The sequence below is a fragment of the Streptomyces sp. NPDC047982 genome (genome assembly GCF_043204165.1).
In the GTDB taxonomy this organism is placed as follows: Bacteria; Actinomycetota; Actinomycetes; order Streptomycetales; family Streptomycetaceae; genus Streptomyces.
The window spans coordinates 1-24,549 of record NZ_JBIDBS010000032.1 but is presented as its reverse complement, the minus strand read 5'-3'; the positions used below and the strand labels follow the sequence as shown (position 1 = coordinate 24,549).

Annotated in this window: 23 protein-coding genes; 4 read left to right on the top strand and 19 right to left on the bottom strand. The window is 71.1% G+C overall.

Annotated elements, in window-relative coordinates; genetic code table 11:
- Nucleotides 1-74 precede the first annotated feature (74 nt).
- Nucleotides 75-1,298: an Ig-like domain-containing protein gene (locus tag ACGF2V_RS29155; protein WP_362710455.1), complete on the top strand. Its 1,224-nt coding sequence runs from the start codon at nt 75-77 to the stop codon at nt 1,296-1,298.
- A 265-nt stretch (nt 1,299-1,563) separates the two neighbouring features.
- Here the strand turns inward: ACGF2V_RS29155 and ACGF2V_RS29150 are convergent, their stop codons facing one another.
- The 5 genes from ACGF2V_RS29150 to ACGF2V_RS29130 all read right to left on the bottom strand — a co-directional run bounded on the left by ACGF2V_RS29150 (nt 1,564) and on the right by ACGF2V_RS29130 (nt 5,324).
- Complete coding sequence (locus ACGF2V_RS29150) at nt 1,564-2,436, bottom strand: amino acid ABC transporter permease (protein WP_362710458.1); 873 nt, start codon at nt 2,434-2,436, stop codon at nt 1,564-1,566.
- Nucleotides 2,433-3,077, bottom strand: a complete 645-nt coding sequence (locus tag ACGF2V_RS29145; protein WP_362710461.1) for an amino acid ABC transporter permease — start codon at nt 3,075-3,077, stop codon at nt 2,433-2,435. Before ACGF2V_RS29145 ends, ACGF2V_RS29150 begins: the two co-directional genes overlap by 4 nt.
- Before the next feature lie 16 nt (nt 3,078-3,093).
- Complete coding sequence (locus tag ACGF2V_RS29140) at nt 3,094-4,005, bottom strand: glutamate ABC transporter substrate-binding protein (RefSeq protein WP_362710464.1); 912 nt, start codon at nt 4,003-4,005, stop codon at nt 3,094-3,096.
- Between the two features lie 12 nt (nt 4,006-4,017).
- Entirely contained in the window at nt 4,018-4,761 is a 744-nt protein-coding gene (locus ACGF2V_RS29135; RefSeq protein ID WP_362628556.1) for an amino acid ABC transporter ATP-binding protein, read from the bottom strand.
- Between the two features lie 122 nt (nt 4,762-4,883).
- Entirely contained in the window at nt 4,884-5,324 is a 441-nt protein-coding gene (locus ACGF2V_RS29130; protein WP_362628553.1) for a DUF6278 family protein, read from the bottom strand.
- A gap of 464 nt (nt 5,325-5,788) precedes the next feature.
- Here ACGF2V_RS29130 and ACGF2V_RS29125 point away from each other — a divergent pair, with 464 nt between their 5' ends.
- Entirely contained in the window at nt 5,789-6,967 is a 1,179-nt protein-coding gene (locus ACGF2V_RS29125) for a Cmx/CmrA family chloramphenicol efflux MFS transporter (RefSeq protein ID WP_362710467.1), read from the top strand.
- A gap of 151 nt (nt 6,968-7,118) precedes the next feature.
- On the opposite strand, the gene ACGF2V_RS29120 is transcribed toward ACGF2V_RS29125, so the two are convergent.
- The 9 genes from ACGF2V_RS29120 to ACGF2V_RS29080 all read right to left on the bottom strand — a co-directional run bounded on the left by ACGF2V_RS29120 (nt 7,119) and on the right by ACGF2V_RS29080 (nt 16,276).
- Nucleotides 7,119-7,898, bottom strand: a complete 780-nt coding sequence (locus ACGF2V_RS29120; RefSeq protein WP_362628547.1) for an exodeoxyribonuclease III — start codon at nt 7,896-7,898, stop codon at nt 7,119-7,121.
- A 71-nt stretch (nt 7,899-7,969) separates the two neighbouring features.
- Nucleotides 7,970-8,626, bottom strand: a complete 657-nt coding sequence (locus ACGF2V_RS29115) for an MBL fold metallo-hydrolase (protein ID WP_362628545.1) — start codon at nt 8,624-8,626, stop codon at nt 7,970-7,972.
- Nucleotides 8,627-8,639: 13 nt separating this feature from the next.
- Nucleotides 8,640-9,914, bottom strand: a complete 1,275-nt coding sequence (pcaC, locus tag ACGF2V_RS29110) for a 4-carboxymuconolactone decarboxylase (RefSeq protein WP_362628542.1) — start codon at nt 9,912-9,914, stop codon at nt 8,640-8,642.
- A gap of 237 nt (nt 9,915-10,151) precedes the next feature.
- Entirely contained in the window at nt 10,152-10,739 is a 588-nt protein-coding gene (locus ACGF2V_RS29105; RefSeq protein WP_362628540.1) for a hypothetical protein, read from the bottom strand.
- 14 nt (nt 10,740-10,753) lie between these two features.
- Nucleotides 10,754-11,917, bottom strand: a complete 1,164-nt coding sequence (locus tag ACGF2V_RS29100) for an ROK family glucokinase (protein WP_362628537.1) — start codon at nt 11,915-11,917, stop codon at nt 10,754-10,756.
- Nucleotides 11,918-12,061: 144 nt separating this feature from the next.
- Complete coding sequence (locus ACGF2V_RS29095; protein WP_362710470.1) at nt 12,062-12,910, bottom strand: ATP-binding cassette domain-containing protein; 849 nt, start codon at nt 12,908-12,910, stop codon at nt 12,062-12,064.
- On the bottom strand, nt 12,907-13,959 hold the full coding sequence (locus ACGF2V_RS29090; protein WP_362628531.1) for an ABC transporter permease: 1,053 nt from the start codon (nt 13,957-13,959) through the stop codon (nt 12,907-12,909). The genes ACGF2V_RS29095 and ACGF2V_RS29090 overlap by 4 nt, the downstream gene beginning before the upstream one ends.
- On the bottom strand, nt 13,956-14,939 hold the full coding sequence (locus ACGF2V_RS29085; RefSeq protein WP_362628528.1) for a sugar ABC transporter substrate-binding protein: 984 nt from the start codon (nt 14,937-14,939) through the stop codon (nt 13,956-13,958). The genes ACGF2V_RS29090 and ACGF2V_RS29085 overlap by 4 nt, the downstream gene beginning before the upstream one ends.
- Nucleotides 14,940-15,517: 578 nt before the next feature.
- The gene (locus ACGF2V_RS29080) at nt 15,518-16,276 is read right to left on the bottom strand and encodes a GntR family transcriptional regulator (protein WP_362710473.1); all 759 of its coding nucleotides are present in this window, start codon (nt 16,274-16,276) and stop codon (nt 15,518-15,520) included.
- Between the two features lie 148 nt (nt 16,277-16,424).
- Here ACGF2V_RS29080 and ACGF2V_RS29075 point away from each other — a divergent pair, with 148 nt between their 5' ends.
- Nucleotides 16,425-17,462 (top strand): Gfo/Idh/MocA family oxidoreductase, encoded by a 1,038-nt coding sequence (locus ACGF2V_RS29075; RefSeq protein WP_362628523.1) that lies wholly within the window; start codon nt 16,425-16,427, stop codon nt 17,460-17,462.
- 52 nt (nt 17,463-17,514) lie between these two features.
- Here the strand turns inward: ACGF2V_RS29075 and ACGF2V_RS29070 are convergent, their stop codons facing one another.
- The 4 genes from ACGF2V_RS29070 to ACGF2V_RS29055 all read right to left on the bottom strand — a co-directional run bounded on the left by ACGF2V_RS29070 (nt 17,515) and on the right by ACGF2V_RS29055 (nt 22,405).
- Nucleotides 17,515-17,934, bottom strand: a complete 420-nt coding sequence (locus ACGF2V_RS29070; RefSeq protein ID WP_362628590.1) for a PaaI family thioesterase — start codon at nt 17,932-17,934, stop codon at nt 17,515-17,517.
- Nucleotides 17,935-17,986: 52 nt separating this feature from the next.
- A complete protein-coding gene (locus tag ACGF2V_RS29065) occupies nt 17,987-19,177 on the bottom strand; it encodes a cytochrome P450 (protein WP_362710476.1) in 1,191 nt (396 codons plus the stop codon).
- Between the two features lie 198 nt (nt 19,178-19,375).
- Complete coding sequence (allB, locus tag ACGF2V_RS29060; RefSeq protein ID WP_362710479.1) at nt 19,376-20,731, bottom strand: allantoinase AllB; 1,356 nt, start codon at nt 20,729-20,731, stop codon at nt 19,376-19,378.
- A 435-nt stretch (nt 20,732-21,166) separates the two neighbouring features.
- Nucleotides 21,167-22,405, bottom strand: coding sequence for an IS110 family transposase (locus tag ACGF2V_RS29055; protein WP_362710482.1), 1,239 nt, complete (start codon nt 22,403-22,405; stop codon nt 21,167-21,169).
- Between the two features lie 464 nt (nt 22,406-22,869).
- Between ACGF2V_RS29055 and ACGF2V_RS29050 the strand changes: the two genes are divergently transcribed.
- A complete protein-coding gene (locus ACGF2V_RS29050; protein WP_362710485.1) occupies nt 22,870-23,670 on the top strand; it encodes an IclR family transcriptional regulator in 801 nt (266 codons plus the stop codon).
- 192 nt (nt 23,671-23,862) lie between these two features.
- On the opposite strand, the gene ACGF2V_RS29045 is transcribed toward ACGF2V_RS29050, so the two are convergent.
- Nucleotides 23,863-24,165, bottom strand: a complete 303-nt coding sequence (locus tag ACGF2V_RS29045; protein ID WP_362628513.1) for a DUF5955 family protein — start codon at nt 24,163-24,165, stop codon at nt 23,863-23,865.
- Nucleotides 24,166-24,549 lie beyond the last annotated feature (384 nt).

Sequence of the window (24,549 nt, the reverse complement as noted above, 5' to 3'; positions counted from 1 at the left end):
GACCGATTCGCGGAACCTATCGTCGGCCGTGCACCTCTTTCCTCGTCGAAAAGCACTGCCCTGGAGGTCCTCCCTTGTCGTCCGCACGCCGGCGCATCCGCCGCACGTCACCGCTCGCCCGCCCGGTCCGGCTCCCCCTGATCGCGGGTGCCGCGGTACTGGGCCTCTCCCTCACCGCCTGCAACGGCGCGTCCGCGTCCAACTCCGATACGGATTCGGGGAAGCGCGCCGCGGAAGCGCCCGCGCGCACCACCCGGATCTCGGTGAACCTCCAGGGCTCCGACGCCGCCGCCGGGCAGCCGGTGAAGGTGACCCTCGAGGCCGGAAAGCTGAAGTCGGTCACGGTCCGCGCGTCCGAGGGGGACGCGCTCACCGGCCGGATGTCGGCGAACGGCCGCACGTGGACGTCCGACCGGCCGGCCGCGCCCGGCACCGCGTACCGGGTCGAGGCACGGGACGCCGAAGGCGGCAGCGCCGAGGCCCGCTTCACCACCGCCGCGGCGGCCAAGGTCAACAAGCTGACCCTGGCCCCCGGCAAGAACACCACCGTCGGCATCGCCCAGCCGCTGTCGGTCGTCTTCGACAACCCCGTGAAGGACCGGGCCTCGGTCGAGAAGGCCCTGAAGGTCACCACCTCGAACAACACCGAGGGCTCCTGGGGCTGGCTGCGGGACTACTCGGGCCGGGACCGTGTCGACTGGCGCCCCAAGGAGTACTGGAAGCCCGGTACGAAGGTCACGCTCGACGCCGCTCTCAACGGCATCGACTCGGGCCCGTCCGGCGGCTGGTTCGTCCGCGACTACCGCACCACGTTCACCATCGGCGCCCACCAGGTGGTCGAGGTCGACCTCGACCGGCACCGGCTGGCGCTCAAGCGTGACGGGAAGAGCGTGATGAGCGTGCCCATGTCGGCCGGCACCCCCGGCGGCGAGAAGGCGTCGTGGCGCGGCACGGCCGTGCTGATGGCCAAGGAGGGCACGATCAACATGCGCTCGGAGACGGTCGGCCTGGGCGACGCCTACGACAAGATGGTCGACTCGTCGATGCGGCTGACCTGGTCGGGGATGTACGCCCACGCGGCCCCGTGGAACGCCGCCTACTTCGGGGTGGCCAATCGCAGTTCGGGCTGCGTCGGGATGAGCGACGCGGACGCCGGCGAGCTGTACCGGCAGGTGCGCGTCGGCGACCCCTTCGAGATCACCGGCGCGGACGCCAAGGGCACGGTCGCCGAGGGCAACGGGTACGGGGCGTGGAACGTGTCCTGGGCCGGCTGGCGGGCCAAGAGCGCGCTGAGGTGAGCCGGGCGTCCGGGGCCCTCGGCGTCCACGCCGGGTACCTCCCGGTCGGCGCCGGCCACCGCCCCGTCGCCCGGCGCCGGACCCTCCGCGCGCCGGGAGCGGACCCGACCGGCTCGCAGCTGACCTTCTCCCCGGCCGCGACGGACCCGTCGTACGCGCGTCCATGCACGCGTGCGTACGTGTCCGTTCCCGTGCGCGAGGAGTGATCACCGGCTGCGGCCGGACGGGTACCGCTCCTCCGGAGCCGCCTCGCGGCGGTTCCCGGCTACCGCACTCCCGGCAGCACCGTTCCCGGTTCGGGCGGCGCCACCTCCACGGCCCTCGTCTTCGGGCTGCGCCGCTCCTGCCTGGCCACCCAGGTCGCGAACCAGGAGAGCAGCATGCACATCCCGATGTAGATCGGCGAGATCACCATCACCACGGGGATGAAGGGCAGATCGTAGTCGAGATTGGACGCGATGAGCTTGCCCGCGTGGAGGAACTCCTCATAGGTGATCAGGAAGCCGAGCGAGGTGTCCTTCAGCGCCACCACCAGCTGGCTGATGATCGTGGGCAGCATGGCGCGTACCGCCTGGGGGGCCAGCACGTACGCGGTGACCTGGGTCTTGCGCATCCCGAGGGCGTACGCGGCCTCGCGCTGGCCGCGGTCCACGGAGTTGATCCCGGTGCGGAACACCTCGGCGAGCACCGAGCCGTTGTACAGGGTCAGTCCGGTGACCAGCGCGGTCAGCGGCTGCGCCTTCAGCGCCACGAAGACGAAGAAGATCATCACCAGTACGGGCATGGCCCGGAAGAACTCGACGAGCAGGGTCGAGACCCAGCGCACGGCGCGGTGGTCGGAGAGCCTGCCGACGGCGAGCACCGCCCCGAGCGCGAGGGAGAGCACCGCGGCGTACGCGAACGCCTTGAGGGTGTTGCCCAGGCCACGCAGCAGAAGTTCCTGAATTCCCTTGTACGCGAAGGGTGTCCATTTGGCTCCGCTGAACTGTCCGGTGTCGAGGAGCAGGAAGACGATCCAGCCGACCGCGGCGAGGATCACGGCCGTCGAGACGATCCCGTACGTGCGGTGGCGTCTGCGGGCGGCCGGGCCCGGGATGTCGTACAGGGCGGTCGCGGCCGACGCGGTGCGGGTGGTCATCGGGCGACTCCCCAGCGCTTCTCCATCACGTTGAAGAGCGCACTGATGGACAGGGTGATGATCAGGTAGCCGACGGCGATCCAGACGAAGCTCCAGATGATGCTGTATCCCAGCTCGTTGAGGGTCTTGTAGGTGCCGAGGAGTTCGGTGACGCTGAACGCTCCGGCGATCGCGGAGTTCTTGGCGAGGGCGATGAGCGTCGAGCCGATCGGCGGGATCACCGAGCGGAACGCCTGCGGCAGCACGACGTGATGGAGCGTCTGGCCGAAGGTCATGCCGAGACTACGGGCCGCCTCCCCCTGCCCCTTGGGCACGGTGTTGATGCCGGAGCGCAGCACCTCGCAGATGAACGCGGAGGTGTAGCAGCCGAGCGCCAGGACCGCGAAGACCTTGAAGGGGAGCACCAGGCCGAAGCGCGGCAGCCCGAGCAGGACGGCGAAGAAGAGCAGGGTCAGCGGGGTGTTGCGCAGCACCGTCACCCACGCCGTGCCGAGCGTCCGCAGCGAGCCGACGGGGGCCACCCGGAAGGAGGCCATGACGAAGCCGAGCAGCAACGCCAGGGCGGAGGAATAGACGGTCAGCTCGACGGTGCCGAGGAAGCCCTTGCCGTACAGCGAGAAGTTCTGTGTGAGTACGTCCATGTCATGTCCCGTCCTCTCAGCCGGCCGGGTAGCGGTCGATGGGCGGCGGTGTCGGCGCGGGCGTGCCGGACAGGCCGAGCGTGGCCTCGAACGCCTTCTTCCAGTTGCCGTTCGTCTCGTTGGCCTCCAGGGCGTCGTCGAGGGCGAACCGCAGGGCGTTGTCGTTACGTGGGACGCCGATCCCGTACGGCTCCCTCGAGAACGGCTTGCCGACCACCTTCATCTCCTTCGGCGCCTTGGCCGCGAAGCCGAGCAGGATCGCGTCGTCGGTGGTGACGGCGTCGACCTGGTAGGTGAGGAGGTTGTCGACACAGATCGAGTACGTGTCGTAGGCGACCAGGACCGCCTTCGGGTATTCGGCGGCGATGCGCTGGTACGGGGTCGAACCCGCCGCCGAGCACACCGTCCTCCCGGCCAGGTCCTGCGGGCCGTGGATGTCGTGCTCGTCGGTGCGCACGAGCAGCGACTGGCCGGCCATGTAGTAGGGCCCGGCGAAACCGACGAGCTTCTTGCGCAGGTCGTTGATGGTGTAGGTGCCGACGTAGTAGTCGATCTGACCGTTCTGCAGCGCCGTCTCGCGGTTGGCGGAGGCGATGGTCCGGAAGCGGATGGTCTTCGGATCGAAGCCGAGCGAGGCGGCCGTCATCCGGGCGATCTCGATGTCGAATCCGGAGTAGGTGCCGGTGGCCGGGTCCTTCTCGCCGAGGTACGGCTGGTCCTCCTTGGCCCCGACCCGGAGATGGCCGCGCTTCCTCGCCGCGGTCCAGGTCGGCGACTGGGGAAGCCGGAAGGCGGTGTCGACCCGGTACACGGGCAGCTGGTCGGGCCTCGGGCCCTTCACCGGCGGGCTGCCCTCCTTTCCGCATCCGGCGGCGAGCACAACCAGCAGGAGAGCGGCGCAGGCGGCCAGAACTCTTCTCGTACGCAACAGGAGCCCCCGTCAGTGCTTGAGGATCTTGGACAGGAAGTCCTTGGCACGGTCGCTCTCCGGGGCGGTGAAGAACGCCTCGGGAGTGCGGTCCTCGACGATCCGGCCGTCGGCCATGAAGACCACGCGGTTCGCTGCGGAACGGGCGAAACCCATCTCGTGCGTGACGACGACCATGGTCATGCCGTCGCGGGCGAGCTGCCGCATGACTTCGAGCACCTCGTTGATCATCTCGGGGTCGAGTGCCGAGGTGGGTTCGTCGAAGAGGAGGGCCTTGGGGTCCATGGCGAGGGCGCGGGCGATGGCCACCCGCTGCTGCTGGCCGCCGGAGAGCTGGGCGGGGAACTTGTCGGCGTGCGCGGCGAGTCCGACCCGCTCCAGCAGTTCCCGGGAGCGCCGGTCGGCCTCGCCCTTCTTCCGCTTGCGGACCTTGAGCTGGGCGAGCGAGACGTTGGCCAGCACCGTCCGGTGCGCGAAGAGGTTGAACGACTGGAAGACCATGCCCACTTCGGCGCGGAGCTGGGCGAGCGCCTTCCCCTCCTCGGGAAGGGGCCTGCCGTCGATCACGATGCGGCCCGACTCGGTGGTCTCCAGTCGATTGATGGTCCGGCAGAGCGTCGACTTGCCGGAACCGGAGGGGCCGATGATCACCACCACCTCGCCGCGGCCGACGGTGAGATCGATGTCCCGCAGTACGTGCAACCGTCCGTAGTACTTGTTGACGTCCCGGAGTTCGATCAACGGATCGACGGCCATGCGCTGCCCCACCCACTCTTCGCTTCGTCGAGGTCAGCGCAAACTATCCAGCGCGGAAAGGGCCTTCACCGTCGACACGCATGAATAGGGCATAAGGATTCTTTTTCGATTTTACGGAAGCCCTACCCCTCGGCCGACTCCGCGTACACCTGGGAGAGCTCCGGGCTTCCGGCCATCGCCCAGTCCAGCCCCGCCTCGACCACGTCGATCTCCCGCCCCGAGACGAGCCGCACCACGGGGCGCCCGCTCGGCCAGATGCTCCAGATCGCGCCGGGGACATTGCGCACCAGGACCGTGCCGAGGTACAGGCCCGCGTCGTTGCCCAGCCAGGGCAGCTCCTCGGGATCGTCGCGCCAGCGCGGCGGCAACTGGTCGAGGGCCGCCAACGAGGCCGGACTGTCGTCGAGTTCGAGGCCCCGCTGCTCCGCCCGGACCCGCAGCAGTTCGCACTCGGCGAGCAGTTCCGCCACGCCTTCGGGGTCGACCGCCACGGCCGAGGCGAGCCCCTGCCCCCGCGCACCGTCGTTCCGCTTACGCCAGTTGTCCAGGAAAGGGATGTTCATACCAGTCAGGGTCGCATCTCGCCCGGAATACGCACCACAGGGCGCGCGGACAGCCGTCCGGGTACGGGACCGGGAACGGGCCCCGCACCGGGCCATGGACCGGGAACGGGGTGGCTGCGCACCGGCCTCGGCTGGTAGCTTCGCGGCCATGTCCAGCCCCGAGGCGAACAGAGGCTAGCCACCGGTCCCCCGGTGGCCATGTCAGAGTCGAGCGCGCTCCCCCACGGCCGTGGCCGGGAGTGCCGCTCCTGCCCGGCTGCCGCCGCGGACCGTCCTCGTGTGGGCCGCGCGTTTCCCCGTCCGCGCTCGTACGCGGGTCTCCCGTCCCGGCATTCACCGCCCGGCCGGTTCCGTCCCGGACACCCGGACGTCTCCCGTGTCGCCGCCCGTCGTTCCGTGACGACGGGCGGGCGCGGCCCGCACCCTCCGCCTGTTCCCATCCGTCATCCTCATGGGGTTCCTTCATGCCATTCGCCGTGTACGCGCTCGGGCTCGCCGTCTTCGCCCAGGGCACGTCCGAGTTCATGCTGTCCGGTCTCGTCTCGGACATCGCCGCCGACCTTCACGTGTCCATTCCGGCCGCCGGGTTGCTCACCTCGGCCTTCGCCGTCGGGATGATCTTCGGGGCGCCGCTGATGGCGCTCTTCAGCCGGCGCTGGCCGCGCCGCCGCGCCCTGTTGTTCTTCCTCTGCGTCTTCGGCGCCGTCCACGTCGTGGGGGCACTCACCCCGGACTACGGGGTGCTCCTGGCGACACGTGTCGTCGGGGCGCTCGCGAACGCCGGTTTCTGGGCCGTGGCGCTGGTGACCGCGGTGTCCCTGGTCGGCCCCGAAGCCCGGGCACGCGCCACGGCCGTGGTGGTCGGCGGCGTCACCGTCGCCTGCGTGGCGGGGGTGCCCGCCGGGGCCGTGCTGGGCGGGCACCTGGGCTGGCGGTCGGCGTTCTGGGCCGTGGCCCTGGTCTGCGTCCCGGCCGCCGTCGTGATCGCCAGGACGATCCCGGGGGGCCGGACGGAGTCCGCCCCGGCGTCCGTCGGCGCGGAGCTGCGGGGCCTGACCGCTCCGCGGCTGCTGCTGACACTGCTGACCAGCGCCCTCGTGCAGGGGGCGACGTTCTGCGCGTTCTCCTACGTCGAACCACTCGCCACCCGCGTCACCGGCCTCGGCCAGGGCTGGGTGCCGGTGCTGCTCGCGCTGTTCGGCGTGGGTTCGTTCGTCGGGGTCACCCTCACCGGGCGGGTCGTGGACGCGCGGCCGGTCGCGCTCACCGTGAGCGGACTGGTCCTTCTCACCGTCGGCTGGACCGCGTTCGCGATGGGCGCCGGCAGCCCGGTCGCGACGGTGGTGTTCGTCCTCGTGCAGGGGATGCTCGCGTTCGGCACGGGGACGGCGCTGATCTCGTGGGTGTTCCGGCTGGCGCCCGACGCGCCGACGCTGTCCGGTTCGTTCGCCACGTCCGCGTTCAACGTGGGCGGCGCACTCGGGCCGTGGTTCGGCGGACTCGCGATCGACGCGGGATTCGGCTTCCGGTCCCCGCTGTGGGTGAGCGCGCTGCTGATGGTCCTGGCCCTGGGCACCGGCTGCGCCGTGCTCGGGGTGGGCCCGGCCGCCGACCCGAGCAGGGACGGCGTGCCCGCCGTCTGACGGCCGGCCGCCGAGGCCCCGCCCGGCGCTGAACGGGCGGGGCTGTCCTGGTCTCGGCAAGCAGCCAGCAAGCGGGATAAGGACAGCAACCACCGTAACGGCGACCACTGACAACGGCCGCGCGGCGACGGCGGGACGCCGGTCCGGAACGTCAGAAGCCGAGATCCACGACCACCGGGGCGTGGTCGGAGGCGCCCTTGCCCTTGCGCTCCTCCCGGTCCACGTAACTGTCCTGGACCGCCGCGACGAAGGGGGCGTTGCCGTAGACGAGGTCGATGCGCATGCCCTTGTTCTTCGGGAAGCGCAGTTCGCGGTAGTCCCAGAAGGTGTACGGACGGTCGTACTTGAGGGGGCGGGGCATGACGTCGGACAGACCCTCCTGACGCAGCGCGGCGAGCGCGGCGCGTTCGGCGGGGGTGACGTGCGTGGCGCCCTCGAAGAGGGCCGGGTCCCAGACGTCCTCATCGGTCGGGGCAACATTGAAGTCGCCGAGGACCGCGAACGGCTGCGCACCCGCGGCGTCCGCGGCGACCGCCTTCTGCAGGGCCTCGAACCAGCGCAGCTTGTACGCGTAGTGCGCGTGCTCGATCTCGCGGCCGTTGGGCACGTACACCGACCAGACCCGGACGGGGCCGCAGGTCGCGGAGATCGCCCGCGGCTCCTGCGCGCCCTCGTATGCGGGGCCGTCGGGCAGGCCCGTCACGATGTCGGACAGGCCGGCCCTGGAGACCAGCGCGACCCCGTTCCACCGGCCGGTGGCGTTGACCGCGGATTCGTATCCCAGCTCGCGGAGCTGCTCGGTGGGGAACTGTTCGGCGGTGCACTTGGTCTCCTGGATGCACAGCACGTCCGTGCCGGTGCTCTCCAGCCAGGCCAGCAGCCTCGGGAGCCGGGCGGTGATCGAATTGACGTTCCAGGTGGCGATGCGCATGAAGGCAAACCTAGCCGCTGGCGCCGACAGCCGCCGGACCGGCTACGGTCGCGGTCGGACACCGGCGGAGGTCACAGGCCGGTGGAGTCCCCCGGAGCCAGCCGACCGTGGTCGGCTCCGCCGAGGGCGCCGATCTGATGGTCGTAGATCGGCCGGGCGAGATCGGTGAGCAGGGCGTCGTGGATGTCGATGGCGCGGCGCGGCGCGACCTCGCGCACATAGTCGATGACCTCGGAGATCTTGTTCCAGGGGGCCATCACGGGCAGCATCAGCGTGTCGACCGGGCGGTCGGGGACGGTGAGTGCGTCGCCCGGGTGGAAGACCGAACCGTCCACCAGGAAGCCGACGTTGGTGATCCTGGGGATGTCCGGGTGGATCACCGCGTGCAGTTCCCCGTGCACCTGTACGTCGAAGCCCGCCGCGGCGAACGTGTCGCCGTGGCCGACCGTGTGGACGCGGCCGGGGAACGCCGCGGAGAGCCGGTCGGCGACGCTGCGCAGGGTCCAGACGCCGACGGTGGGATCGGCCTCCATGGCGGCGCGCAGCCGCCGCTCGTCGAAGTGGTCGGGGTGCTCGTGCGTCACCAGGATCGCGTCGGCGCCGACGGCGGCGTCCTCCTCGGAGAAGCCGCCCGGGTCGATGACCAGTGTCCGCCCCTCCTTCTGCAGCCGGACGCAGGAGTGCTTCTTCTTGGTCAGCGTGAGGTGCGCGGGGTTCACAGCGTTCATGGGGGCCATCCTGCTACGGGCGGGGCGTCGTTTCTTCCCGGATCACGGACCGGGCGACCGAGAACGCGGCGCTCGCGGCCGGAACGCCGCAGTACACGGCGGTCTGCATCAGCACCTCCTTGATCTCCGCCGGGCCGACACCGTTGCGCAGGGCCCCCCGGACATGCGCGGCGAGGCTCTCCAGGTGCCCACCGGCGACCAGCGCGGCGATCGTGACGCAACTGCGGGTGCGACGGTCCAGGCCCTCGCGGGTCCACACCTCTCCCCAGGCGTACCGCGTGACGAGTTCCTGGAAATCGCCCGTGAAGTCGTCGGCCTCACCCATGGCCTGGTCCACATGGACGTTGCCGAGCACCTCGCGGCGCACCTTCAGACCGTGGTCGTACCGGTCGGCCCGACCGTCGGCCGGGGGCTCGGGCCGTGCGGCGGCGGTGATCTCCGCGACGGGCAGCACGGGTGCCGAGAGCCGCGGGGTGTCGGCGGGCATGGGGATGCCCGCGAGGGTGTCCTGCCAGGCCGTGGAGAAGTGGGTGAGGAGCAGGTCGGTGACGGCCGCGGGCTGCTCGACCGGGGCGAGATGGGCGGCGCCGGGGACGAGGGCGAGCCGGGCGTCCGGTATGCCCGCGACCAGGGTGCGGGCGTCGCCCGGCCCGGTGACCCGGTCCTCGGCGCCGACCAGGACGAGGGTCGGGACGGTGATGCGGCCGAGTCCGGCGCGGATGTCGAAGGCGGCCAGGGCTTCGCAGGCGGCGATGTAGCAGCCGGGATCGGTGGTGCGGACCATCTGGACGGCCCAGTCGACGATGGCCGACTGCGCCGCGGCGAACGCGGGGGTGAACCAGCGCTCGGGTGCGGTGCGGGCCATCGGCTCCAGCCCGTTGGTGCGGACGACCACCCCGCGCTGGCGGAACTCGTCGGCGCTGCCGAACCGGGCCGAGGCGGCGACCAGGGCGAGCGAGGCGATCCGGTGCGGATACCGCAGCGCGAGGTCGGCGCCGATCGCACCGCCGATGGAGCAGCCCGCGTACCCGAAGCGCTGGACGCCCAGTCCGTCGAGGGTGGCGATCAGCCGGTCGGAGAGTTCCGGGACGGCGGAGGCCGGACGGGCGGGGGCGCCGCCGTGGCCGGGGAGATCGAAGCGGAGGACCCGCCAGTGCTGGGTGAGCTCCGGTATCTGCCGGTCCCACATGTGCCAGGTGGTGCCGAGGGACGGGCCGATGACCAGTATCGGTGCGTCTTCGGGTCCGTCGAAGCGGTACTGCAGGGTTTCAGTCGTCGTCTTGCTCACCCGCCCACGCTCCCATATCGCACGCACTCACGAAAAAGAAGGGGGCAGGGCACGGGTCCGCACCGTCCAGCGGCGTACTCCCCGTGCGGCCCGGCAGCGGAAGCACGTGGGCGGGGAGCGCCCGGATGGTCCCGGCCGGACGGCGTCACGGCGGTTTCCCTCCGGGGCCCGCCCGCGGGATGTCCGTCCTGGCGGCACCGTCCACGCGCGCGCCCGTACGGCCGCCGGGACCACGGCTCACGGGGTCGCCGCGGACACGACGTAGACGACGGGGTTCATCGGGTCGGCCATGTTGACGGTGATGTCCTGGGTGGGCCGCGGGTCCTTGTTGGTGTGCGTGGTGCCCGCCCACTGGATGCCGGGGCCGAAGCTCCACCCGGAGATCTGCTGGTCGCGCTCGCCGATGGTCACCTTGCCGGGCTCCAGGGCGGCGCGGCCGCTGCCCAGCCGGCTCAGGAACCGGTCGAGTCCGGCGGAGGTGGTGCGGAACTCCACGTAGAGCCGGCTGACCTTCCAGTTGTTGGTCTCGTAGTACTGGACGTCCAGCGAGTTGCCCGGCATCGGCAGCTCGTAGATCCGGCGCTGCAACCGGGACGGCCAGCCCTCCTGGAGCCCCTGCGCCGCCGCCTCGGCCTCCTTGTTCTGACCCGCGCGGCGGCTCTGCCCTGCGGAGATCAGCAGATAGCCGGCCGGGATGCCGATGAGCAGCACGATGATGGTCGCGGTGATCAGACGGCGGCGGATCATCCGGCGCCGGTCCTGCGGCGGTTTGTCGCCGGACGGCGGGGACTGGCGCGGCAGGACGACGTGCTCGGCTGCGGTCATGTCTGTGGCGATCCCTAGAAGGTGCGAGTGCTGCGGGTGTTACGGATGGTGCTCGCGGCCTGGTCGTAGATCTGTGCGTAACGCTCGTACCGTTCGACGCGGCGGCGGTTGGTGCGGCGGAATCTGCGGGCCACCAGCCGGGCCAGGTCGGCGGCGCCGACCATACCCGCCTCCGGGCCGAGCTGCGCCTTGGCGATGCGGGCCTCGGGGCGGTAGCCGCGGCCGGTGAGGTGCCGCTTGAAGGCGTCCCTGGCTGGGCCGATCAGCAGGTCGTCGGCGGCGCTGACGCCGCCCCCGATGACGAAGCAGGAGGGGTCGAGCGCGGCGGCCAGGTTGGCGATGCCGACGCCGAGCCACTGGCCGATGTCCTGGAGGAGCTCGACGCACATCGCGTCGCCCTCGCGGGCCAGTTCGGTGATGAGCGGCCCGGTGATGTCCGGAATGTTGCCCTTGACGCGCTCGATGAGGCCGTGCGCCACCGGTGAGTCGGCGGCGGCCAGCTCCTTGGCCTCGCGGACGAGCGCGTTGCCGGAGCTGTACTGCTCCCAGCAGCCGCGGTTCCCGCACGGGCAGCGGTGTCCGCCGGGCACCACCTGCATGTGGCCGAATTCCCCGGCGACCCCGAACCTGCCGCGCTTGACCCGGCCCTCCTCCAGGATCGCGCCGCCGATGCCGGTGCCGAGCGTGATCATGACGAGGTGGTCCTCGCCCCGGCCCGCTCCGAAGCGCCACTCCGCCCATGCGGCGGTGTTGGCGTCGTTGTCGACCATGACGGGGACGACGAGGCGGGAGGCGAGGGCGTCGCGCAGTGGTTCGTCGCGCCAGGCGAGGTGCGGGGCGAACAGCACCTTGGAGCGGTCCGCGTCGACCCAGCCGGCCGCCCCGATGCCGACGGCATGGACGTCGTGCCGGTCGGAGAGGTCCAGGACCAGCTCGACGATGGTGTCCTCGACGACCTTGGGGCTCTTGGACTTGTCCGGCGTCTCGGTGCGCAGCCGCTCCAGGATGTTGCCGTCGGCGTCGACGACACCGGCCATCACCTTCGTGCCGCCGATGTCGATGCCGACGGTGGGCACTCTCGGCGCGGTGAGGTGCGAACGGCGCTCGCGGGTGCCCACGGTCCGCAGGACGGTGGCGCGGGCGGAGCCGCGGTGGGTGAAGTCGCGGTACGTGCTCATCGTCCCTGCGGGGGTCGGGGGGCCGGGGGTGGGTGCTCCCGGCGGCGGACTGCGCCCGTCGCGCTCGATTCTGCCACTGCCCGGCCCCCCTAGGCCGAGACGGGACGACGCCCCCGCCCGGGGCCGGCCGCCTCGGGCGCGGTCCTACGGCCGGTCCCGCCCGTCCGGAGGGCCCGCCTCCGTCGCCCGCTCCAGCTCGTGGCTGAGCTCCTCCAGCTCGCTGCCGCCCGCCATTTGGCGGGTCAGTTCGTCCAGCGTGACGCTCTCCCGGGTGTGGCTGCCGGCCATGGCGCCCCGCTTGAGCAGGACGAAACGGTCGCCGACGAGATACGCGTGGTGCGGGTTGTGCGTGATGAGGACCACGCCGAGACCGGCGTCACGGGCGGCCGCGACGTACTTGAGGACGACCCCGGACTGCTTGACGCCGAGCGCGGCGGTCGGCTCGTCCAGGACGAGGACCTTGGCGCCGAAGTGGACGGCGCGGGCGATGGCGACGCACTGCCGCTCGCCGCCGGAGAGGGTACCGATCGGCTGGTCGACGTCGCGCAGGTCGATGCCCATGCACAGCAGTGCGGTACGGGTCGTCTCGCGCATCAGCCGTACGTCGAGGCGCTTGAAGGGGCCCACGCCGGTCGTCGGCTCGGAGCCGAGGAAGAAGTTCCGCCAGACCGGCATGAGCGGGACGACGGCCAGGTCCTGGTAGACGGTGGCGATGCCGCGGTCGAGGGCGTCGCGCGGGTTGACGAGGACGGTCTGTTCACCCTCGATGAGGAAGCTGCCCGCGTCGTGCCGGTGCAGCCCCGCGATGATCTTGATCAGGGTGGACTTGCCGGCGCCGTTGTCGCCGAGCACGCAGGAGATCTCCCCCGCGCGGACCTCCAGCGAGACGTCGGTGAGCGCCTTGATGTTGCCGTAGAACTTGCTGACGTGATCCAGCTCGACGAGGGCCCGGTGGGCCGTCTCCCGGCCCGCCGGCGCCAAGGGGGCCGTCATTTCGTCGCCTCCGCGCGCTTGCGTACCCATGCGTTGAGCAGGGTGGCCAGGAGCAGCATGGCTCCGAGGAAGAACTTGAACCAGTCCGGGTTCCACTCCGCGTACACGATGCCCTTGCTCGTCATGCCGAAGATGACGGCGCCGACGGCGGAACCGATCGCGGAGCCGTAGCCGCCGGTGATCAGGCAGCCGCCGATGACCGCGGCGATGATGTAGATCAGTTCGTTGCCGACGCCCTCGCCGGACTGCACCACGTCGTACGAGAACAGCAGGTGCTGCCCGGAGACCCAGGCGGCGAAGGCGACCCCGAGGTAGAGCCCGATCTTGGTGCGGATCACCGGGACGCCGACGGCGCGGGCCGCGTCGGCCTCGCCGCCGACGGCGAAGATCCAGTTCCCGAAGCGGGTGCGCAGCAGGATCCAGGTGGCGATCGCGACGAGCACCGCCCACCACAGGATCGTGACCTTGAACTCGACACCGCCGATGGTCCACTGCGAGGCGAAGACCCGGCGGGCCGAATCGAAGCCCTCCATGTCGCCGATGGTCTTCGTCGACACGGTTCCGCTGATCAGCTTGGTGAAGCCGAGGTTCAGGCCGGTCAGCATCAGGAACGTGCCGAGCGTGATGATGAAGCTCGGCAGTTTCGTACGGGTCAGCATGAAGCCGTTGAACGCGCCGATGGCGAGCGTGACCAGCAACGACACGAGGACGCCGACCCAGACGTTGGCGGTCATCTGGTAGCTGAACATCGACGAGATCAGCGCGGAGCTGGTGACCAGCACACCGGCGGACAGGTCGAACTCGCCGCCGATCATCAGCAGCGCCACCGGGGCGGCCATGATCCCGATGGTGGAGGCCGCGTACAGCACCGTGCCGAGGCTGGAGGCGCGCAGGAAGCTGTCGGCGACGAGCGAGAAGAAGACGAACACGGCAGCGGCGCCGACGATCGAGCCGAGTTCGGGGCGTCCGAGGAGCCTGCGCAGCGGGGAGGTGCGCAGCAGTCGTTCGTCGGGGCCCGCCGGGGCCGCCGGATCCGCGGCGACGCTCATCGGGTCCCCCGCTTCGTGTACGGCGCGAGCGCGGCGGCGTCCTTGTCCGTGATGATCTGCGGGCCGGTGAGGACCGGGCGCCCGCCGCCGAGCACGTCGCCGTTGTAGCGGTACAGCCAGAGCAGGTCCACGGCCTCGTACCCCTGGAGATAGGGCTGCTGGTCGACCGCGAAGCCGAGGGTCTTGTCCTGCAGGGCGGTGGCGACCTTGGCGTTCAGGTCGAACGTGTCGATCTCGGCCGTGCTGCCCGCGGTCTTCTTCGCCTTGACGGCGGCGTCCGCGAACGGCGCCCCGAGGGTGACGACCGCGTCGATGCTCTTGTCGGCCTGGAGCTTCGCCTCGATGGACGCCTGGACGTCGGGCATGTTGGTGCCCTCGACATACAGATTCTGCATCTGGCCGTCGAAGGTCTTCTTCGCCCCGGCACAGCGCTGCTCGTGGCCGACGTTGCCCTGCTCGTGCAGGATGCACAGGGCCTTCTTGCGGCCGCGCGCGTTCAGCTCGTCGCCGACGGCCTCGCCCGCGATGGACTCGTCCTGGCCGACGTGGGCGAGGGCGCCGAACCGCTTGGACTCGGCGGAGCCCGAGTTCACCGTGATCACCGGGATCCCGGCCCTGGCGGCCTTGGCGACGACGTCCTTCATCGCGTCGGGCTTGGCGAGCGTGACGATCAGCCCGTCGACCTTCTGGTCGATGGCGGCCTGGACCAGCTGGGCCTGCTGCTGCGCCTCGTCGTGGTGCGAGTACAGGAACTTGATGTTGTCCTTGACGGCCGCCTGCTCGGCGCCTCTCTGGACGATGTCCCAGAAGGTGTCGCCGTCTCCGGAGTGGGTGACCATGGCGAAGGTCCAGCGGGGCGTGTCCACCGCGGCGCGGCCCTCGGCGGCGGCCCGGGCCGCGCGCTCCTCCGCCCGCTTGCCACCGGTGCTGCTGCATCCCGCGAGGGAGGCCGCGAGCACCGCCGCAAGCACGGCGCCCATCGCACGTACCCCTGTCCGAACCCTTGCCACGACGCCGTGCCCTTCTTGTGCTGCTCGCTGTGCTCTGTGGTCGGCCGGAGGCGTCTGGCCCCCGGCCCGGCTGGCCAAGTATCCCCGAGCCGACGACGGGGCCGCCCGGCAGGGCCGGGGCACACGGGTCGGTGCGGGTGTGCTGTGCGGGGAGCGGGAAGGGCGTCGGGGGTCGTACGGAGGGGCTTCGTGAGCGGTGGGCGACGGGCTCTCTCCCGCTGTGGTACGCGCTCCCGGGGGGCGGTCGGACGGGCCACGAGGAACGGGTGTCCGGTCTCCCCGACCGCAGTTGTAGCGCCGGGCCGCCCCGGCGTCAACGGTCCGCGTGACGGTCGTCGGTGATCCGGCCGACGGCGTCCGGGCGCTACCGGGCGGGCGGCGGGACATCCGCGGGTGGCGTCTGCGGACGGGACGGCGCGACATCCGCGGGTGGCGTCTGCGGGCATGACGGTCGTCGCCCTACGGGCCGCCGGGGGGCCGCCGTCCCGTACGAGCGGCCGCGAGCTGTCGTCACCGCACGAGCAAGTCGTCGCCGTACAAGCAAGCCGTCACCGCACGAGCAACTGGAAGTCGAAGGAGTAGCGCGAGGCCCGGTAGAGGTGGGAGCCGAACTCGATCACCCGCCCGGTGTCGTCGAAGGCGGTCCGCTCCATGGTGAGCAGGGCGGCGCCCTCGGTCTCGGAGAGCCCGGCGGCCTCCTCCGCGGTGGCGGGCCGGGCACCGATCGACTGGTGGGCGCTGTGCAGGGCGATGCCCGCGGCGCGCAGCATCCGGTAGAGGCCGGTGCTCTCCAGCCGCGCGGTGTCCAGGTCGACGGTTCCGGGGGGCAGGTGGTTGCGCAGGAGCGCCAGCGGCTCGTCGTCCGCGTACCGGATCCGCTCGAGGAGGTGGACGTCGCTTCCCTCCGCGACTCCGAGAATGTCGGCGACCCCGGGGTCGGCGGGCTCGACGGTGTTGCGCAGGACACGGGTCGTGGGGTGCCCGCCCGCGGCCTCCAGGTCGTCGTACAGGCTGCTCGGCTCGAGCCGGCGCGGGACCCTGCTGTGCACGACCTGGGTGCCGACGCCCCGGCGGCGGACCATGATCCCCTTGTCGACCAGCGACTGGATGGCCTGGCGGACGGTGGGCCGGGACAGGCCGAGCCGGGAGGCGAGGTCGATCTCGTTGCCGAGGAGACTGCCGGGGGCGAGCCTGCCCTGCTCGACAGCCGCTTCCAGTTGCCGGGCCAGTTGGTAGTACAGGGGGACCGGGCTCGCGCGGTCCACGCCGAGTTCGAGTGCGGCGGGGTCGGTGGTGGGTTTGGGCACGCGTGGAGGGTACGCCGCCGTCAGAACCTCCGGTAGTCATGTCGTCCGGTAGTCACGTCGTTCTGTGGTTACGTCGTTCTGTCGTCGTGTCGTCCTGTTGTCCTGACATATCGTTGACAGCTCCCCGGCCCGGCGGCACGTTGGGTCCATGCGCATCGGACTCATCGGCACCGGCCGGATCGGCTCCTTCCACGCGGGCGTGCTGGCCCGCCATCCGCAGGTGGACACCCTGGTGGTGACCGACACGGACAGGGCGCGCGCGGAGCGGGTCGCGGACCGCCTCGGCGCGAGGCGAGTGGACGGCGCGGACGAGGTGTTCGGCGCCGGGGTGGACGCCGTGGTGATCGCCTCGGCCACCTCCTCGCACGCGGAGCTGATCAAGCGGGCCGCGCGGGCGGGGCTTCCCGCGTTCTGCGAGAAGCCGATCGCGCTCGGCCTGCCGGCGACGCTGAGCGCGCTGCGCGAGGTGGAGCGGGCGGGGAGCGTCCTCCAGATGGGCTTCATGCGCAGGTTCGACGCAGGGTACGCGGCGGCGCGCGAGGCGGTGCGGTCGGGGACACTGGGCCGGCTGCACACCGTGCGGGCGATGACCATGGACCCGGCGCCGCCGCCCGCCGCGTATCTGCCGCTCTCCGGCGGGCTGTACCGGGACTGTCTGGTGCACGACTTCGACATGCTGCGTTGGGTGACGGGCCGTGAGGTGACGGAGGTGTACGCCGTCGGGTCGGATGCCGGGCCGGGGATGTTCCGGGCGGCCGGTGATGTGGACACGGCGGCGGTGCTACTGACCCTCGACGACGGCACCCTGGCCACGGCGACGGCCACGCGCTGCAACGGCGCCGGCTACGACGTCCGCATGGAACTGGCGGGCGAGGCCGGGCAGATCACGGTCGGGCTGGACGACCGCACACCGGTCACGTCGGCGGAGCCGCAGGGCCCCGCCGCGCCGCCGAACCCCTGGCCGGGCTTCCTGGAACGGTTCGCCCCGGCCTACGAGGCGGAACTGGACGCGTTCGTCACGCTGGTGCGGGGCGAACTGCCCAACCCGTGCGACGGCAGGGAGGCATGGCACGCGCTGCTGATCGCGGAGGCGTGCGAAGTGTCCCGCAGGGAACGGCGCCCCGTGGGGATCGTGGAGATGTCGGACGGGACGGCCGACCGGAGCGGGATGGACGTCCCGGGGTGAACCACTGCCCCGGGACATCGACCCACCTGCATGCACGGAATGTGACGGTCAGTCACTGTACTGCGGCCGAGAGGACCGTGCCCTGCGCGACCGCGCAGAGCGTCTCCGCCCCGCCCTCCCCCACCATGGACAGATCGCACCGGACCACGGCCTGCCGCCGCCCGGTGTGCACGACCTCCGCGCGGGCGACCAGTGTGCGCCCGGTGGCGGGCCGGATGTACTGGATGGAGAAGCCGCCGGTCAGTACGGCCGGACCGAGGGTCGTTCCGGCGGCGAAGGTGATCGAGTTGTCGGCCGCGTAGGCCAGGACGCCGCCGTGCACAAAGCCGTTCTGCTGCTGGAGTTCCTGGCGCATGTCCACTTCGAGTGTGGCGGCTCCGGCTCCGAAGGCGGTGATCCGTGCCCCCACGAGCCCGCTGAACGGCTGGCTCTCGAGAACCTTGCGCGCCGCGCTCAGATCGAGTTCGGTCATGGCGGGTTCCTTGACGAATTCCTTGACGGGTTCCCTCACGAGTTCCTCCCTCTCACCAGCGGACGGGCAGGGCCCGGACCCCGCGGATCAGCATGCCCGGGAGCCAGTCCGGCCGCCACGCCTCCTCGTCGAGCGCGAGGCCCGGGCACCGTTCCAGCAGCGTACGGATCGCGATCCGGCCCTCCATCCGGGCCAGTGACGCACCCAGGCAGAAGTGCGTCCCGTGACCGAAGGCCAGATGCCCCTGGGTCTCGCGGCGGATGTCGAAACGGTCCGGCTCGGGATAGCGGGCGGGATCGCGGTCGGCGCCCGCCAGGCAGACCAGCACCGGCTCCCCCTGCGGAATGACCCGCCGCCCGATCTCGACCGGTTCGCGCGGGAAGCGGAACGTGGAGGTCTCCACCGGGCCGTCGTACCGCAGCATCTCCTCGACCGCGCCGTCGATCAGATCGAAGTCGGCGCGCAGAGCGGCGAGTTGACCGGGGTGGTCGAGCAGGGCCCGTACCCCGTTCGAGATGAGGTTGACGGTGGTCTCATGCCCCGCGACCAGCAACAGGAACGCCATGCCCACGAGTTCCTCGGGCGACAGCGCGTCGCCCTCCTCGTCGCGGGTCCTGACGAGTGCGCTCATCAGGTCGTCACCGGGCGAGCGCCGCTTGTCCTCGATCAGCTCGCCGAGGTAGGCGCCCATGGCGGCGACCGCTTCGCGCTCCTGATCGGGCGTGGTCGGGGTCACGATGGCGTTCGACAGCCGCCGGAAGGCGTTGCGATCCAGGTCCGGCACACCGATCAGCTCGCAGATGACGGTCATCGGCAGCGGGAAGGCGAGCGCGTCCACGAGATCGGCGCGCCCGGCGGGCACCATCGCGTCGAGGAGTTCGTCGGTGATCTGCTGGACGCGCGGGCGCAGCGCCTCGACCCGGCGTGCGGTGAACTCCCGGGTGACGAGCCTGCGCAGCCGGGTGTGGCGCGGGGCGTCCATCTCCAGCATGTTGGCGAAGATCGGGTCGTTGCCGTCGGGCCATTCGATCCGCCCCTGCCACTGCTTTGAGAACCGCTGGTCGGCGAGGGCCGCCCGGGCCTCGCCATACCCGACCACGAGCCAGACACGCTCGAACTCGTCGGTACGGACGGCATGAACGGGGCCGGCGGCACGCAGCTTCTCGTAGGACGGATAGGGGTTCGCCGTGAAGCCCTCGACTTCACGCAGATCGAGGTCGACATGGCTGCTGACGTCGGACATGGGATCGCCCCTCCCGGTCTGATCGGTTCGATCACTGGAGATCGACCGGTTCACCCTACGGCGGCTTCGTTTCTCCGCGGCCGTTCTGATCCACTCGAATCCGCTGCCCCGAAAAAACCGGCCGAAATACCGTGCACGGCGAAGGACTTCGCCGACCGGTGAACGCTCGGGCAGTCGGGCAGCCAGGCGGTCAGGCGGTCAGCCGTTCCTTTCCAGGAGGCGGCCGGTGGGTTCGGTGAAGGCACCGGCCGCCGAGATCCGTACACCGCGCAGCCAGGTCGACCGCACGACGCCGCGCAGGGTCCTGCCCGCGTAGGCCGTTACCTGGTTGCGGTGGAACAGCTCGGCGGGGTCGACGGTGAAGGTCTCGTCCGGGGCGATGACCGCGAAATCGGCGTCGCGGCCGGGCTCGATCGCGCCCTTGCGGGTCAGCCCGGCCAGTTCGGCGGGGGCGGCCGACATCCAGCGGGCCACGTCGTCGAGCGAGTGGCCCCGCCTGCGGGCCTCGGTCCAGATGACGGGGAGACCCAGTTGGAGAGAGGAGATGCCGCCCCACGCGGAGGCGAAGTCCGGGGTCTTGAGGTCGGCGGTGCACGGGGAGTGGTCGGACACGACGCAGTCGATCGTCCCGTCGGCCAGCCCCGCCCACAGCGCGTCCTGGTTGGCTGCTTCCCGGATCGGGGGGCAGCACTTGAACTCCGTCGCGCCGTCCGGGACCTCCTCGGCCGTGAGGGTGAGGAAGTGCGGGCACGACTCGACGGTGACCCGTACCCCGTCGCGTCTGGCGGCGGCGATCATCAAAAGCGCGTCGGCGCAGGACAGGTGGAGGACGTGGACCCGGGCGTCGAACCGTCGGGCCAACGCGATAAGGGCCTCGATCGCGGCGTTCTCGGCGTCGCGGGGCCGCGACGCCAGGAAGTCGGCGTACGCGGGTCCGCCGCGCCGCGGGGCGGCGTCCAGGTGGCGAGGGTCCTCGGCATGCACGATGAGCAGGCCGCCGAAACCGGCGATCTCGGCCAGGGAGTGGGCCAGTTGCTCCTGGTCGAGTTCCGGGAACTCCTCGACGCCGGAGGGTGAGAGGAAGCACTTGAACCCGAACACCCCGGCTTCGTGCAGCGGTCGCAGGTCCTTCACATTGGACGGGACCGCCCCGCCCCAGAAACCGGTGTCGACGTGCACCTCGGGAGCGGCGACCCGCCGCTTGGTGCGCAGATGCCCGACGGTGGTGGTCGGCGGGAGGGAGTTGAGCGGCATGTCGACCAGGGTGGTGATGCCGCCCGCCGCCGCGGCACGGGTGGCGGTGTAAAAGCCCTCCCACTCGGTGCGGCCGGGATCGTTCACATGGACGTGGGTGTCGACCAGACCTGGCAGCAGGACGTCGTCACCGAAGTCCTCCAGCCGGGCACCGGCGGGCACCTCGGCGTCGTGGGGCAGGACGGCGTCGATGCTCCCGCCGGCGACGGCGACCGACGCGGGACGCGTCCCGTCCGGGGTCACGACACGCGTCGAGCGCAGTACCAGATTGACGTCCGCAGTCACGTCCGCACCGGACACCCGTGCTCCTCACTTCTCGCCCCGGCCCGGTGCCGCCCCGGCTTCGGTCCGGTCCCGCCCGGTTCCTTCCCGGTCTCGCTCCCTTGACGGGAAGGATTCAACGAATTGTTGAAGGAGTCTTCACGCGGGATCCGACCCCCGTCAAGGCCCCGCCCCACCCCGACATCAGCCATCTCCCCCGCTTACCTCACCCTTGGGCATTTTCGCCCGCCGGAACATGGATACCGATGAACGGAACGCGACATGACACGGACGGCAGCACCGCATGCCCGCCCACAGTGCCTGCGACACCGGGGCAAAGGGGCTCTGACCGGCCAGGACGCCGCAACGAGGAGCGGTGGGCCGATCGGGGGTCGCCCGGTAGGCTGCGGGGTGCCTCGCCCGGGCGAGGCACCCGCTTTTCCGTCCTGAAAGACATCTCACGTGCCTAACAAGTCAAGCCGCGACGGCCAGATCCGCTGAGGAGGAGGTGAAGGCGTGATCCTCGTCGAAGAGCTGCCTGGTCTGCAGGCAGTGGTAGAGCTGGCCGATCATGCGGTTGAGCAGATGCCGCTGGGCCTGGGCGTGCCAGTCGCCGCGCTCGCGCCTTCGCCGGTAGTGGGCATCGGCGCCGGGCGAGGCTCTGAGGGCGGAGAACGCCCAGAGGAAGCCCGTCGTGATGAGCCGGTTGTTCTTGATGAACCGGCGTCCGACGTGGCGTTTCTTGCCGGAGGCGCGGGTGATCGGCGCGGAGCCGGCGTAGGACTTGAGCGCGCGGGCGTCGGCGAATCGGGTGCGGTCGTCTCCGATCTCGGCGAGTATCCGGGCGCCGAGCTGGACCCCGAGTCCGGGGAAGCTCAGGATGATCTCAGCGTCCGGGTGCTTGCGGAAGTGGGTCTCCACCGCCTCGGCGAGCTCATCGGCCGCGACGCAGGCCGCATCCAACTGGCGTATAAGCGCTCCGAGTTGGTATCCCATCGCGTCCTCGACGGCGGCGGGCTGGCGGGCGTGGTCGCCGCGCAGGACCTCACGCAGGCGCTCGGCCTCGGCATCGACACCTCGCTGTCGGCCGGCCCGCTTGAGTGCGGCCCGCAGCTGGGGCAGGGACAGCCGGGCAGCCTTGGACGGGGTCGGGGCGGCTGCCAGGACGGCGCGGGCCTCCGCGCGGGCCAGGCCGTGGTGCTTGCCGAGGAAGGCGTCCAGGGCGGCCGGGTAGTACTCGCGCAGCAACGAGCGGACCTGGTTCACCAACTGCTGACGGTTCCAGACCGCGTCCTGCTGGGCCCGGGCGAGGACCGCGATCGCGCGGGCCTGGTTCGTGTCGGCGGGCAGCGGCCGGTGGGCGTGCATGTCGGTACGCAGGATGTTCGCCAGCACCAGGGCGTCGCCCGGGTCGGATTTCTTGCGCGAGACGCCGTGCCGGTCGCGGTAGCGGGCGGCGGCCAGCGGGTTGATCGCGTAGAGGGGCCGTTCGCCGGTGCGCAGGGCTGCCACGAGCAGGCCCCGGCCGGTCTCGATGGCCACGGGTGTCGGGGTTTCGGGCGTGTCGCCGTACTCGGCGAGCAGGTCCAGCAGGATCCGGTAGCCGGGCACGTCGTCGCTGATGCGACGTTTGGCCAGCAGAGCGCCTGTCTCGTCGACCAGGGCCACGTCGTGGTGGCTCTCGGCCCAGTCGATCCCGCAGAACACGGTCACGCTGTTCTCCGTTCTGTTGCTGTTTGCGCAGGTGGTGAGCCTGTGCGGGCCACGCGGCGACCTAATTCCAGGACTCGATCGGTCCGCCATCTCACAAGCCGTTCGCGGCACCAGCGGACCGCGGGGGTCTCCATCTCGCTCAGAGCTCGAAGGCTCGGGACTGAAGCAGAGATCGCCCCGCGGCGGGCTCGCACCACGACGATCAACGTCCGGCCGGCTGGTCAGGGTTTCGCGGTGGCCCGAGAACGCCGGGCGCCACCGGTCTTTCGTGAGGCCTCACCGGGCCGGGACCACAGAGGAGTCAGCCCGGCGCCCACGCGACCACCGCGAAACCCACCCCGGATGGACCAGCCGCCCTCGCCCCAGGCCTGGAAACCATGACGAGAACCGGCCCCACCCGGCAGCAAGTCCACCGGCCCACCCGGGCCCAGTGGAATCACTACTCACGAATTAGGACCGTTGACGTGCCGCCGTCCGACGCCAGCACATCCGCCTCCAAGCCCTCCGCCTCCAGCGGTGGCGTGCAGTCCCTCGAACGCGCCTTCGATCTGCTGGAGCGGATGGCCGATGCCGGCGGTGAGGTCGGGCTGAGCGAGCTCTCCGCGAGCAGCGGACTGCCGCTGCCCACGATCCACCGGCTGATCCGCACGCTGGTGATCTGCGGATACGTGCGCCAGCAGCCGAACCGGCGCTACGCGCTCGGCCCGCGGCTGATCCGGCTCGGCGAGTCCGCGTCCCGGCTGCTCGGCACCTGGGCCCGCCCGTATCTCGCCCGACTGGTCGAGGAGACCGGCGAGACCGCGAACATGGCGATGCTCGACGGCGACGAGGTCGTGTACGTGGCACAGGTGCCGTCCAAGCACTCGATGCGCATGTTCACCGAGGTCGGCCGGCGTGTGCTCCCCCACTCCACGGGCGTTGGCAAGGCGCTGCTGGCGCACACCCCCGCGGAGGAGGTGCGGGCACTGCTCGCCCGTACCGGAATGCCGGCCGCCACCGAGAAGACGATCACCTCCCCGGAGGTCTTCCTGGAGGCACTGGACCAGGTCCGCCGGGTCGGTTACGCGATGGATGACAACGAGCAGGAGATCGGGGTGCGTTGCCTGGCCGTGCCCGTCCCCGACTCGCCCACCGCCGCCGCCCTCTCGATCTCGGGCCCGGCGGGCCGGGTGACGGAGGCAGCGACGGAGCGGATCGTGCCGGTCCTCCAGCAGGCCGCGAGGGATCTGTCCGACGCCGTGGCCGGGACGGGTTCCGCGGGCTGAACCCGGACGAGGCACGAAGAAGGCCGTGACCGGGGGCCGGGAACGGGCCGTGGTCGCAGGACCCGGAACGGGCCGTGGTCGAGGGCCAGGAACGGCCCGTGGTCGGAGGACCCGGAACGGGCCGGCGCCGGGAGCCCGGTCGGTCGGCAAGACTCGGACTTCCGTCGCCCGGTCGACGGCGCGCTCGCGCGGTCAGCCGCGCGGCGGTTCGCCGAAGAGGTCCACGGCGACGCGTACGTCCCGGAGCGCGACGGCCAGCGCGCTGACCGATCCGATCGCCCCCGCGATCAGCAGCAGCGAACGCCGCAGTCGCGGAATCTCGGGCTCACCACTGATCGCCATGGCGTCCAGGGCCGCCAACTCTTCCTCGGCGATCCCCCGGTCGGGGAACTCCGCGGGGTGTCCCGCCAGTTCCCTGCGGAGTCGGGAGACGGCCGTACGCAGCCCCGTCACCCTCGGGTCCTCACCGCTGCTCGTCACCCGCGCCTGTCCCACGCTTCGCAACAAAGCACTCCCCCTCGCACGTCCGTGTGCCGGTGTTCCGACCGGGTCCCGGATTGCGGCCAAGTCTCCCGGGGTTCCGGCAAGTTAACGCCATGAAAGGTGTCGCGCGCCACTCCACGGGCAGGATTCGGGGGTCCCGTACGGGTGATCCGCGCGGCGCGTTGTGGACCCCGCGACGCCAGGTCGCCGTGCCCCGGTTCCGCCTCCCCGCCCCACCCGCCACTCGCGTGTCCGGACGCGTCCGGAGTACCGCGGCGTCCGCGTCCGGGGTATGCACTCCGCTTGACGCTCTCCCTCCTGAAGGAGGGAGATTCTTACGGCTCGCGCCGTGAGACTTCCTGTTTCATCGCCGACTGCCCGCCCGGAGTTCTCCGT

Excerpts from the sequence above, each read along its gene's own strand:
- ACGF2V_RS29150 (WP_362710458.1), bottom strand. The coding sequence starts at position 2,436 with ATGACCACCCGCACCGCGTCGGCCGCGACCGCCCTGTACGACATCCCG.
- ACGF2V_RS29145 (WP_362710461.1), bottom strand. The coding sequence starts at position 3,077 with ATGGACGTACTCACACAGAACTTCTCGCTGTACGGCAAGGGCTTCCTC.
- ACGF2V_RS29135 (WP_362628556.1), bottom strand. The coding sequence starts at position 4,761 with ATGGCCGTCGATCCGTTGATCGAACTCCGGGACGTCAACAAGTACTAC.
- ACGF2V_RS29130 (WP_362628553.1), bottom strand. The coding sequence starts at position 5,324 with ATGAACATCCCTTTCCTGGACAACTGGCGTAAGCGGAACGACGGTGCG.
- ACGF2V_RS29125 (WP_362710467.1), top strand. The coding sequence starts at position 5,789 with ATGCCATTCGCCGTGTACGCGCTCGGGCTCGCCGTCTTCGCCCAGGGC.
- ACGF2V_RS29120 (WP_362628547.1), bottom strand. The coding sequence starts at position 7,898 with ATGCGCATCGCCACCTGGAACGTCAATTCGATCACCGCCCGGCTCCCG.
- ACGF2V_RS29115 (WP_362628545.1), bottom strand. The coding sequence starts at position 8,626 with ATGAACGCTGTGAACCCCGCGCACCTCACGCTGACCAAGAAGAAGCAC.
- ACGF2V_RS29105 (WP_362628540.1), bottom strand. The coding sequence starts at position 10,739 with ATGACCGCAGCCGAGCACGTCGTCCTGCCGCGCCAGTCCCCGCCGTCC.
- ACGF2V_RS29100 (WP_362628537.1), bottom strand. The coding sequence starts at position 11,917 with ATGAGCACGTACCGCGACTTCACCCACCGCGGCTCCGCCCGCGCCACC.
- ACGF2V_RS29095 (WP_362710470.1), bottom strand. The coding sequence starts at position 12,910 with ATGACGGCCCCCTTGGCGCCGGCGGGCCGGGAGACGGCCCACCGGGCC.
- ACGF2V_RS29090 (WP_362628531.1), bottom strand. The coding sequence starts at position 13,959 with ATGAGCGTCGCCGCGGATCCGGCGGCCCCGGCGGGCCCCGACGAACGA.
- ACGF2V_RS29085 (WP_362628528.1), bottom strand. The coding sequence starts at position 14,939 with ATGGGCGCCGTGCTTGCGGCGGTGCTCGCGGCCTCCCTCGCGGGATGC.
- ACGF2V_RS29075 (WP_362628523.1), top strand. The coding sequence starts at position 16,425 with ATGCGCATCGGACTCATCGGCACCGGCCGGATCGGCTCCTTCCACGCG.
- ACGF2V_RS29070 (WP_362628590.1), bottom strand. The coding sequence starts at position 17,934 with ATGACCGAACTCGATCTGAGCGCGGCGCGCAAGGTTCTCGAGAGCCAG.
- ACGF2V_RS29065 (WP_362710476.1), bottom strand. The coding sequence starts at position 19,177 with ATGTCCGACGTCAGCAGCCATGTCGACCTCGATCTGCGTGAAGTCGAG.